Annotated in this window: 10 protein-coding genes; 7 read left to right on the top strand and 3 right to left on the bottom strand. The window is 42.7% G+C overall.

Annotation, left to right across the window (positions count from 1 at the left end):
• Positions 1-26: 26 nt before the first annotated feature.
• Positions 27-1547: an acetaldehyde dehydrogenase ExaC gene (gene exaC, locus J1N51_RS08465; protein WP_208830351.1), complete on the bottom strand. Its 1521-nt coding sequence runs from the start codon at positions 1545-1547 to the stop codon at positions 27-29.
• Between the two features lie 156 nt (positions 1548-1703).
• On the opposite strand from exaC, the gene J1N51_RS08460 reads away from it, so the two are divergent.
• The 5 genes from J1N51_RS08460 to tuf all read left to right on the top strand — a co-directional run bounded on the left by J1N51_RS08460 (position 1704) and on the right by tuf (position 7105).
• Positions 1704-2615 (top strand): AraC family transcriptional regulator, encoded by a 912-nt coding sequence (locus tag J1N51_RS08460; protein WP_208830349.1) that lies wholly within the window; start codon positions 1704-1706, stop codon positions 2613-2615.
• Between the two features lie 183 nt (positions 2616-2798).
• Positions 2799-3173 (top strand): 30S ribosomal protein S12, encoded by a 375-nt coding sequence (gene rpsL, locus J1N51_RS08455; RefSeq protein ID WP_208830347.1) that lies wholly within the window; start codon positions 2799-2801, stop codon positions 3171-3173.
• A 78-nt stretch (positions 3174-3251) separates the two neighbouring features.
• Positions 3252-3722: a 30S ribosomal protein S7 gene (gene rpsG, locus J1N51_RS08450; protein WP_208830346.1), complete on the top strand. Its 471-nt coding sequence runs from the start codon at positions 3252-3254 to the stop codon at positions 3720-3722.
• Between the two features lie 36 nt (positions 3723-3758).
• Positions 3759-5861: an elongation factor G gene (gene fusA / locus J1N51_RS08445; protein WP_208830330.1), complete on the top strand. Its 2103-nt coding sequence runs from the start codon at positions 3759-3761 to the stop codon at positions 5859-5861.
• A 59-nt stretch (positions 5862-5920) separates the two neighbouring features.
• Positions 5921-7105 (top strand): elongation factor Tu, encoded by a 1185-nt coding sequence (tuf, locus tag J1N51_RS08440; RefSeq protein WP_208830321.1) that lies wholly within the window; start codon positions 5921-5923, stop codon positions 7103-7105.
• Positions 7106-7344: 239 nt separating this feature from the next.
• Here the strand turns inward: tuf and J1N51_RS08435 are convergent, their stop codons facing one another.
• Entirely contained in the window at positions 7345-7584 is a 240-nt protein-coding gene (locus J1N51_RS08435) for a PGPGW domain-containing protein (RefSeq protein WP_208830319.1), read from the bottom strand.
• Positions 7585-7602: 18 nt separating this feature from the next.
• On the bottom strand, positions 7603-8358 hold the full coding sequence (locus tag J1N51_RS08430; protein WP_208830317.1) for a DUF4097 family beta strand repeat-containing protein: 756 nt from the start codon (positions 8356-8358) through the stop codon (positions 7603-7605).
• A gap of 214 nt (positions 8359-8572) precedes the next feature.
• On the opposite strand from J1N51_RS08430, the gene J1N51_RS08425 reads away from it, so the two are divergent.
• Both J1N51_RS08425 and J1N51_RS08420 read left to right on the top strand, forming a co-directional pair.
• Complete coding sequence (locus J1N51_RS08425) at positions 8573-9373, top strand: M48 family metallopeptidase (RefSeq protein WP_208830315.1); 801 nt, start codon at positions 8573-8575, stop codon at positions 9371-9373.
• Between the two features lie 95 nt (positions 9374-9468).
• Positions 9469-11385, top strand: a complete 1917-nt coding sequence (locus tag J1N51_RS08420) for a bifunctional diguanylate cyclase/phosphodiesterase (RefSeq protein ID WP_208830313.1) — start codon at positions 9469-9471, stop codon at positions 11383-11385.
• The last annotated feature ends 9 nt before the right edge of the window (positions 11386-11394 follow it).

Raw genomic sequence — 11394 nt, 5'->3', positions numbered from 1 at the left:
TACGCTTCGACACTTAATCAAGCTCATTAAAAAAAGCCAAGTGGATTAATGTCATAGCTCACCAGTAGGTTTTTAGTTTGCTGGTAATGCTCTAGCGCCATTTTGTGAGTTTCTCTGCCAACACCAGATTTCTTATATCCTCCAAAAGCGGCATGAGCTGGATACATGTGGTAACAATTGGTCCATACGCGACCCGCTTGAATACCTCTGCCCATTCTAAACGCTTTATTCATATCACGTGTCCACACACCTGCACCTAGGCCAAATTCGGTTTGATTCGCTAACTCAAGTGCTTCCGCTTCGTCTTTGAACTTACTGACTGAAATAACCGGACCAAAAATCTCTTCTTGAAAAACACGCATCTTGTTGTGACCTTCAAGCAAAGTAGGTTGAATGTAGTAGCCATTGTTGAATTCAGACTCGGTTTTTTCGACACCGCCACCAATAAGTACCTTGGCACCTTCTTTTTTACCAATATCAATATAGGTTAGAATTTTATCAAATTGCTCTTGAGAGGCTTGCGCACCAACCATTGTATCGGTATCTAGTGGATTGCCGCGCTTAATCTGTTGACTGCGCTCAATGACCTTGTCGATAAATGTATCGTATATGTCCTCGTGAACAAATAAACGAGACGGGCAGGTACAGACCTCGCCTTGATTGAAGTACGCTAAGACAGCACCTTCAATACACTTGCTTAGGTATTCGTCTTCGTGATCCATAACATCAGGAAAGTATAAGTTTGGTGACTTGCCACCCAACTCGACGGTAGATGGAATAATGTTATCTGCTGCACATTTTAGAATATGAGAGCCGACCGGCGTTGAACCTGTAAAAGCAATTTTGGCTATGCGGTCGCTGGTTGCCAGTGCTTCACCTGCTTCTTTACCAAAACCGTTCACGACATTGAGCACACCTGCGGGTAATATCCCGTCAATTAGCTCTAACAAGACTAATATCGAAGCAGGTGTTTGTTCTGCTGGCTTTAATACCACACAATTACCTGCTGCCAGTGCCGGACCTAACTTCCACGCGGCCATTAAAATTGGAAAGTTCCAAGGAATGATCTGGCCTACGACCCCCAGAGGCTCATGGATATGATAGGCCATAGTGTGTTCGTCAAGTTCGGCTAACGAACCCTCTTGAGCTCGAATACAGCCTGCAAAGTAACGGAAGTGGTCTGCTGCCAGGGGAATATCGGCAGCTAGGGTTTCGCGTACTGCTTTACCATTGTCCCAAGTCTCGGCTACGGCCAACAACTCATTATTACTTTCAATAATATCGGCAATTTTCAACAACAGGTTAGAACGCTCAGTGACGGAGGTTTTCCCCCAGCTTTCACGAGCCTGGTGGGCAGCGTCAAGCGCTAGGTTGATGTCTTTGTGATTGGAACGTGGTATCTGACAAAAAGCCTGTCCATCTACCGGACTGACGTTATTGAAATAATTGTTATCGACCGGTGGTACCCATTCACCACCTATGTAATTTTGGTACTGATTCTTAAAGGTTAAGATAGAGCCTTCGGCTCCGGGCTTTGCATAAATCATGTTGGTGTCCTGTGTCTAAATTTGACATTAATTTTGTTTTTATTATTTGTGATTGTTTTTTGAACAGATCCGAAATAAATTAACTAAAATCAAAAGGCACTGCTTTGCTTAAAGTTCAAAAGTGTTGCTCGTCAGTACGCGAACAGGGAGAAGACAATGATTATTAATAATCCGATAAAACGGCAGCCTTCGGTTTTGGTGGAAAATAAAGTCACGTTTGCGGCGGAAGAAAGTGAGCTTGGCATATATGATACGTACAGCGCTGCAACAGGTGTCGCACTACAATCGGATCAACTTTTGTACTGCGGTATGGTGTCGGGCAGAAAGATAATGCACCTTGGTGATCAAGGCTCAATATTTTTACCGCACGAATCCTTTGTTTTGGCGCCGGACCAAAAGGTAGAGATAGATTTCCCCGACGCTAAAATCAATGAACCGACGACCTGTATAGCGATTGAAATAGCAAAAGAGCGTGTTCAAAAGGTGGCTGATCACCTTAATAGCACAACGCCGCCCGAACCTATATTTGGCGAATGGCATTATCGACACCAAGCGGTACACGCCCACCATACAGATCAAACCCAGGCGCTACTGACCAGAATAGTAGAGCTGTATACGGAAAATGCACCCGATCGCCAGTATCTAATCGATCTGGCTATAAATGAATTAAGTGCACGGCTTTTGCGGCAACAGACACGTGACTTTATTATCGCTTACAGTGAGCGCGATCCAGAAGCAAATCATATAAACGCAGTCACTCGATACATTCTTGATAATTTGACCCAACCTTTGGACATTGAGTGTTTGTGCCGAATCGCAGTGATGGGAAGGACCAAGTTTTTTAGTGCTTTTAAGCGTCATTTAGGGTGTACCCCCATTGTTTTTCAACAACAAGAAAGGTTGAAAGTTGCCGCGCGAATGTTAGAGCAGGGCCATCAAATTACCGAGACGAGTTTTTCGGTAGGGTTTTTAAATGTCAGTCATTTTAGTAAGTCCTTTAAATCTCTTTTTGGCCAAGCCCCCACTCAATACCGCCACCACAAAATGATGAATCGACGGATAAATTAATAAAACTTCAGCCCAGAACTAAAAATTTCCAAGAATTGGCTCGGAAAGCCAGTATTTTCGCTAAACAAAATCACATATTGTTGACAGTTTAAAAACTGAACATTAGAATACCGCACCCCTAAATTTAGGGGAGGCGCAATAGTGCGCCAAAATGGGTAGTAACAACTAATCAGGAGCTTATTAATGGCAACTATTAACCAGTTGGTACGTAAGCCTCGTCGCCAAAAGACAAAACGCAATATGTCTGAGGCATTGGACGCTTGTCCTCAAAGACGTGGTGTATGTACTCGTGTTTATACAACAACACCTAAGAAGCCGAACTCTGCACTACGTAAAGTAGCTCGTGTTCGTCTAACTAATGGTAACGAAGTAACATCTTACATCGGTGGTGAAGGTCACAACCTTCAAGAGCACAGTGTAATCCTAATCCGTGGTGGTCGTGTTAAAGACTTACCTGGTGTACGTTTCCACACTGTTCGTGGTGCACTTGACTGTGCGGGCGTAGCTGACCGTAAAGCGGGCCGTTCTAAATACGGTACGAAGAAGCCTAAATCATAACGGTTCTCCGTTAGTAAGGCCAAGCAAACTTAATTTATTAGTTTTGGGTTATTCCTGAAGCAAATCGGAGAATTTAAAATGCCAAGAAGAAGAGTCGTAGGTCAACGTAAAGTTCTTCCAGATCCTAAGTTCGGATCTGAGTTATTGACCAAATTCATCAACGTAGTGATGTTAGATGGTAAAAAAGCAGTAGCTGAAAAAATCATCTACGGTGCACTAGACGTAGCCGCTGAAAAAACAGGTAAAGATCACCTTGTAGTTTTAGACGAAGCACTAGATAACGTACGCCCAAGCGTCGAGGTTAAATCTCGCCGTGTTGGTGGTTCTACTTACCAAGTTCCAGTAGAAGTACGCCCTGTTCGTCGTAACACTCTAGCCATGCGTTGGTTAGTTGAAGCTGCCCGTAAACGAGGTGAGAAATCAATGGCGTTGCGTCTAGCTAACGAAATCACTGATGCGATTGACAACAAAGGTTCTGCTGTTAAGAAACGTGAAGACGTTCATAAAATGGCTGAAGCTAACAAAGCATTCGCTCACTACCGTTGGTAAGCAACACACTAATTTTGGAACATCAAAGAGGAATATATGGCGCGTAAGACACCAATTGAACGATATCGCAATATCGGTATCGTGGCTCACGTTGACGCTGGTAAAACAACAACAACTGAGCGTGTACTATTTTATACAGGTCTTTCTCATAAGATCGGTGAAGTGCACGATGGTGCTGCGACCATGGACTGGATGGAGCAGGAGCAGGAGCGTGGTATTACCATAACCTCTGCTGCTACAACCTGTTTCTGGCGCGGGATGGATGCTCAATTTGAAGAGCACCGTATTAACATTATCGACACTCCGGGACACGTAGACTTCACGATTGAAGTAGAACGTTCTTTACGAGTGCTTGATGGTGCTACCGTAGTGTTGTGTGCATCTTCTGGTGTACAACCACAAACAGAAACAGTTTGGCGCCAGGCTGATAAATATCACGTGCCGCGTATGGTTTTCGTCAATAAGATGGACCGTGCCGGTGCTGACTTCTTGTCAGTTGTCGACCAAATCAAAAACCGTCTAGGCGCAACCCCAGTTCCTGTTCAGTTACCAATCGGTGCCGAGGATAACTTCCGCGGTGTGGTTGATCTTTTCAAAATGAAAGCGATCAACTGGAACGAAGCCGACAACGGTATGACCTTTACCTACGAAGACATTCCAGCAGATATGCTTGATGACGCTGAAAACTACCGCCAAGAGATGATCGAAGCGGCGGCTGAAGCGAATGACGAGTTGATGGATAAGTATCTTGAAGGTGAAGAGCTTACTGAAGAGGAAATCAAAGATGCGCTACGCCAGCGTACTTTGAGAAACGAAATTGTTCTTTGTGCATGTGGCTCAGCATTTAAGAACAAAGGGGTACAAGCAGTACTCGATATGGTGGTGGAATTTATGCCATCGCCAGTAGATGTTCCAGCGATTAAAGGTATCAATGATGATGAGTCAGAAGGCGAGCGTCATGCAGATGATGACGAACCTTTTGCGGCGTTAGCGTTTAAAATCGCTACCGACCCATTCGTTGGTACTCTCACGTTCTTCCGTGTTTATTCAGGTGTAGTAAAAACTGGTGACAGTGTTTATAACCCAGTTAAAGGCAAGAAAGAGCGTTTTGGGCGTATCGTACAGATGCACTCAAATAACCGTGAAGAAATCAAAGAGGTTCGTGCAGGGGATATCGCAGCCGCGGTAGGCCTTAAGCAAGTAACCACAGGTGACACTCTATGTGATACTGATAATAAGATCACGTTAGAGCGTATGGAATTCCCAGATCCTGTTATTTCTGTTGCGGTAGAGCCGAAATCACAAGCCGATCAAGAGAAGATGGGTATAGCACTAGGTAAACTAGCTGCTGAAGATCCGTCATTTAGAGTTGAGACAGACGAAGAGTCGGGTCAAACCATCATCTCGGGTATGGGCGAACTTCACTTAGACATTATCGTTGACCGTATGCGTCGCGAATTTAGTGTTGAATGTAACGTTGGTAACCCTCAGGTTGCTTATCGTGAATGCATTACTAAGCCTGTCGAAGTTGAAGGTAAATTTGTACGCCAGTCTGGTGGCCGTGGTCAATACGGTCACGTCTGGTTGAAGCTAGAGCCTATGAGCATTGACAATGATGAAACTTACGAATTCGTAAATGACATTGTTGGTGGTGTTGTTCCTAAGGAATACATTCCTGCGGTTGATAAAGGTATCCAAGAGCAGATGAAAAATGGTGTGCTTGCGGGTTACCCAGTTTTAGGCGTTAAAGCAACATTATTCGATGGATCTTTCCATGATGTTGACTCTAACGAAATGGCGTTTAAAATTGCCGGTTCAATGGCATTTAAAAACGGTGCCTTGGACGCTCAACCAAAGCTTTTAGAGCCAATGATGAAAGTTGAAGTTATCACACCTGAAGAATCTATGGGTGATGTAGTAGGTGACTTAAACCGCCGTCGAGGCATGATTGAAGGAATGGAAGAAGCACCAGCAGGCATGAAAGCCGTCAACGCACAGGTGCCACTAGCGGAAATGTTTGGTTATGCCACTGACTTGCGTTCGGCAACTCAGGGGCGTGCTTCGTACTCTATGGAATTCCTAAAGTACGCGGAAGCGCCTAACAATGTTGCTGAAAAAATAATGTCAGCACGAACTTAATTATATTTTTAATATATAGGTCTACAATTAGATCACTTTAAATTTAAGGAAACTTAAAAATGGCAAGAGAAAAGTTTGAACGTACGAAACCGCACGTTAACGTTGGTACAATCGGTCACGTTGACCACGGTAAAACTACACTAACTGCAGCAATCACAAACGTACTTGCAAAAGTATACGGTGGTGAAGCAAAAGATTTCGCACAAATCGATAATGCTCCAGAAGAGCGTGAGCGTGGTATCACAATCTCAACTTCACACGTTGAGTACGACACTCCAACTCGTCACTACGCACACGTAGACTGTCCAGGACACGCTGACTATGTTAAAAACATGATCACTGGTGCTGCACAGATGGACGGCGCGATCCTAGTTGTTGCTGCAACAGACGGTCCAATGCCACAGACTCGTGAGCACATCCTACTTTCACGTCAGGTTGGTGTACCTTACATCGTAGTATTCATGAACAAATGTGACATGGTAGACGACGAAGAGTTACTAGAATTAGTAGAAATGGAAGTACGTGAACTACTTTCTGAGTACGAATTCCCAGGTGACGACCTACCATTAATCCAAGGTTCAGCTCTTAAAGCACTAGAAGGCGAGAAAGAGTGGGAAGACAAGATTGTTGAATTAGCAGAAGCGCTAGATTCATACATCCCAGAGCCAGAGCGTGACATCGATAAGCCATTCATCATGCCTATCGAAGACGTATTCTCAATCTCAGGTCGTGGTACAGTAGTAACAGGTCGTGTTGAGCGCGGTATCATCAATACTGGTGACGAAGTTGAAATCGTAGGTATCAAAGAAACTACAAAGACAACTTGTACAGGTGTTGAGATGTTCCGTAAGCTTCTAGACGAAGGTCGTGCAGGTGAGAACATTGGTGCATTGTTACGTGGTACTAAGCGTGACGAAGTTGAGCGTGGTCAAGTACTAGCGAAGCCAGGTTCAATCAACCCACACACTAAGTTCGAATCAGAAGTATACGTACTATCTAAAGAAGAAGGTGGTCGTCATACTCCATTCTTCAAAGGTTACCGTCCACAGTTCTACTTCCGTACAACAGACGTAACAGGTGCAGTTGAGTTACCAGAAGGCGTAGAAATGGTAATGCCAGGTGACAACATCAAGATGGTTGTTGAGCTAATCGCTCCAATCGCGATGGACGAAGGCCTACGTTTCGCTATCCGTGAAGGTGGCCGTACTGTAGGTGCTGGTGTTGTTGCATCAATCCTAGACTAATCTGTTATTTATAACTGATTATTGAAAAGGCTCCTTCGGGAGCCTTTTTTGTTTTGCGGTTACCGAAAACTTTGTCCTGCATTTTCGGCTTTTCCACCGTCCCTGGTGGTCAAGCTCATGTGCATTTGCACACTGCGCGCTTCTTCCTCGGTCTAACCTCATGATCGAACCCGATAGATTAAAATAAAAAAGCGCTCTTTGAGCGCTTTTTTATGTCTCTAAATTAGTGACTTGCGGAGTTAATGTTTACGTCCTTTCCACATTGCGATTTTTGCATCTAGCCACCTTGCACTAACGCTTAAAAGATTTTGACACTTTTTAAGCCAGTCTTTGGCAACGTCGTATTCGTAGCTCAAAATAAATAGTCCAGGGATCAATAACAATAACGAAGGTCCGGGAATGATGATAAACACCAATCCTAATAGAACCAGTAATCCGCCAACAATATTGATAAATAAAAATCGCACTGTTCGTAACATAAACGTATACCCTACTGGTTAATCAATAGAAACTTTTCCGTCGATATTGATGATATCTAGGTCACCACTGCCGTCATCAAGGATAGTTAATCCTTTGGTGTTTTTGACAAGGATATCGCCTGAACCATCTTCAATAACGACAGTATCTCCGGTGTTTGTTACCGAAATACTTCCGGAGTTATCATCGATGACGACTTTTCCTGTCACTTCGTCGACAGAGATATTTCCGGAGCCATCTTCAACGTCAATATTACCGATGATGTTGTTGATATCGATTGATCCAGAGCCGTCTTCAATTGTAATGTTGCCTTTAATGTTTTTTAGGTCTATCGAGCCCGAACCGTCATCGATGGTAACGTCTGATTTGATTTCACTCATAAACACATCGCCACTGCCATCATCGATTACAACCGCAATATTGTCTGGCATCGAAATCGTTAAATCGACGCTAGGAGAATTGCCATTCCACATGTTGATCCCTGATTGATAGCTGCCGATTAGGTAGGCTTTAGTACCGCGACGTTCTAGTGAGAACTCAATTTTTTCTTTATTGTCGGTGCGAATATAAGCATCTACATTGATCTCGTCCGTGAGTTCATCACCTTTGACAATGATGTCACCCGCTCCGTTATCAATAATTAGTGTCGTAATGCCTGATGAACTCAGTGCTAAGTGGTCTTCATAAGTTATATTCGCTTCTTTGCTATGCCCAACGTGAATAACACAGCCAGATAATAAAGTCGTCATGAGTGCAGCAGTCATTAATTTTTTCACGGAGTTTCCTTTTCATTCTTTTTATTTAAACTTTAGTGTCTATTCGTCACTAAATTGATTACAAAGGTTTAAAGCAAATTGCGGGCAATAATTATTAAAATTTATTTATTAATTAAATCAATGATTTATAAATGTTGGGTTTTTCATCCATGGTAGTCAGTGGTAACTTAAACTAATTATTAGGTTTTTTAGCCAAATTTATAGGAATGGGATTATGAGCAAGTTAGGGTATGCGTTGTTGTCGTGTTTGTTAATGTCGGTTATTAGTGGCTGTGCAAAGTCACCAACTGGTAGAAATCAAATTACGTTATTTTCAGAGGAAAAAATGGCTACTATGGGAGCTCAGTCTTTTGAAGAGATGAAACAGCAACTTCCTATTAGCAAGGACAAGAAATTAACTCAGTTTGTCCAGTGTGTTGCTGATGCTATCACGCCTTATGTTGCGAAAGATGCTCATAATGGTGACTGGGAAGTCGTTCTGTTCGATTCGGAACAAATCAATGCTTTTGCCTTACCTGGTGGAAAAATTGGTGTGTATACCGGTATTCTGCAAGTAACAGAAAACCAACATCAGTTAGCCGCAATTATGGGCCATGAAGTCGGTCACGTGATTGCAAACCACTCTAATGAACGTATGTCGTCTAGTTCGTTAGCTCAGACGGGACTTCAGGTAATAAATATTGGTCTCTCAACTCAAGACCCGCAAACTCAAAGTATGGTAATGGCAGGGCTTGGGCTTGGTGTACAGTATGGGGTACTGATGCCATATGGTCGTTCTCATGAAAAAGAAGCCGATATCATAGGTCAAAATCTTATGGCCCAAGCTGGTTTTAATCCACAAGCTGCAGTGAAACTGTGGCGCAATATGGCTAAAGCGAGTGCGGGCTCACCTCCTGAGTTCATGTCAACTCACCCCTCGCACGAAACGCGAATTAAAAAGTTAACCGAAAACTTAACTAAGACGGAGCCCTTATATAAGGCAAGCAAACAAAAGCCGAATTGCTCTAAGTCTTAACATTTCGTAACAAATTGACAAGAAACTTAATATTGCAACTTTAACTTGTGTTTTGCACACTAGAATTCTGTATCAATTTGATACGAGTGATGTAAATGGAAGTAATTGCAAAGATTGAATCTAACTTTTTCAGATCCGAGTTGGCGAGTAAATTACACTCGGATTTGAGAGGGTTGCCACTATTAGGAATAACGGCAGTAGGGGCTTTTTTTCTACTGTTTCTCAAAGATATTAGCACGCCGTTTTTAACCGCTTGGTTGTTGTTAATGGTCGGGCTATACGGCCGCCTCTTTTGGGCTAATTTACGCCTTAAAAAACAACCTCAGGTAGAAAACTACAAAGCTTGGACTTGGAGTCTATTCAGAGCTTTTATTGCAATTGCTCTTGGTTGGATGATGCTCCCTATGCTCGTCTTACCTACTTTAACCGGCTGGCCTGAACTTACTTTTGTGTTCATGTTATTTGTTGTTATAACTTTGCCGTTGCCTGTTTTTAGTCACTGTGTGCCCATCGCCTTTTTTAACCCACTAATTATTATCATGGGTTTGGTATTATCTTCTGCTTTTTTTGCGGAAATGACAGGTAGTGCGTCATTTACCTTGATTACACTGCTGGTTGCAACAACCTACTTTATCGTCAAGTACAATCGTCTAGCACTAGAGAAGGTTCATTCTGTTGATAGACATGACCTACTTCAACAAAATGAACATCGTATGAAGCAATTAGAGGCTGAAAATGCGTATGACGGTATCACGGGTCTAATTAATTTTAATGGCTTCACACAGGGCTTTACAGACACCTTAGATTTGGGAAGTAAAGCGTATATCATTTCTATCAAAGTAAAAAATGCCCAAAGTTATTACGCAAGCCAACACAAAAGCAGTGCTGATGAACTACTAAAATCTTGTGCGATGCGGCTATTAGCAACCAAAAGTGATTCGGAAGTGGTGAGTCATGTTGGGGTCGGGGAGTTTTTGCTTGGCGGTATTATTGAATGTGATGGTGATGCGCAATTACGGGCTGATCAGATACAAGAAGCATTTCAATCAGCGTTGCGTTTTTCAAGTAAAACAGAATTTGTTCAGATTTCGGTTGGCTTTGCAATCTACCCTGCAGCAGGTGCAACCATAGAAAACCTAGCGTTTCATGCGATGGCAGCGATGAACGAAGCTTATACCAAAGATTTGCGAAAAGCCGTTCAATATTCACCCAATATTTCTAATCAAATTTCAAATCAGTTAAGCCTATCAAAAGCCATTATTCCGGCTATTAAAAATCAAGAATTCGAAGTTTATTATCAGCCTAAATACGACGGCAGAACAGGTGAAATTAACAGTGCAGAAGCTCTTTTAAGGTGGAACAGTCCCGAGTTTGGTCCAGTGAGCCCAGTTGAGTTTATTCCTGTTGCAGAGACATCTGGTGATATTGTTGAGTTAGGCCGTTGGGCAATCGAGCAAGCTGAAGAATTACTACGTTCAACGGTTTTGCCAGAAAAGTTTTCAATTGCAGTTAATTTGTCTTTAAAACAATTGGAAGATCCAGGTTTAGTAACATTGGTTAAGTCCATCATTTCGACGTTACCAAAAGGTCGTTCTTTAGAGTTGGAGTTAACCGAAAGTACCCTATTAACCAATGATGATGGGGTTCTTAGTACCTTGTCTCAGTTAGTGGATATGGACATTAAGCTTGCATTGGATGACTTTGGAACGGGCTATTCCTCTCTTAGTTATTTGAGTCGTATTGAAGTAAATGTTGTGAAGCTCGATAAGTCATTTATCGATCCGATTTTAGAAGACGAAAAGCACAAGGTGTTGGTCTCATCGATCATTAATCTGGTTCAGAACTTAGGTTTGGAAATTGTCGCGGAAGGGGTCGAAAACCAAGCTCAATTTGACTGGCTAATCGCTAATAATTGCCCACTGATTCAAGGTTATTATGTCGCGAAACCGTTGCAACTTGACGAGCTTTTGTACGTTTTGAATCAACCGGAAAGTTTAAACTTAGCAGTTTAATTTGTTCCT

Origin of the sequence: Psychrosphaera ytuae, assembly GCF_017638545.1 — a bacterium.
GTDB lineage: Bacteria > Pseudomonadota > Gammaproteobacteria > Enterobacterales > Alteromonadaceae > Psychrosphaera > Psychrosphaera ytuae.
Note: the sequence above shows the minus strand (reverse complement) of the source record. Positions and strands in the feature narration are given on the sequence as shown.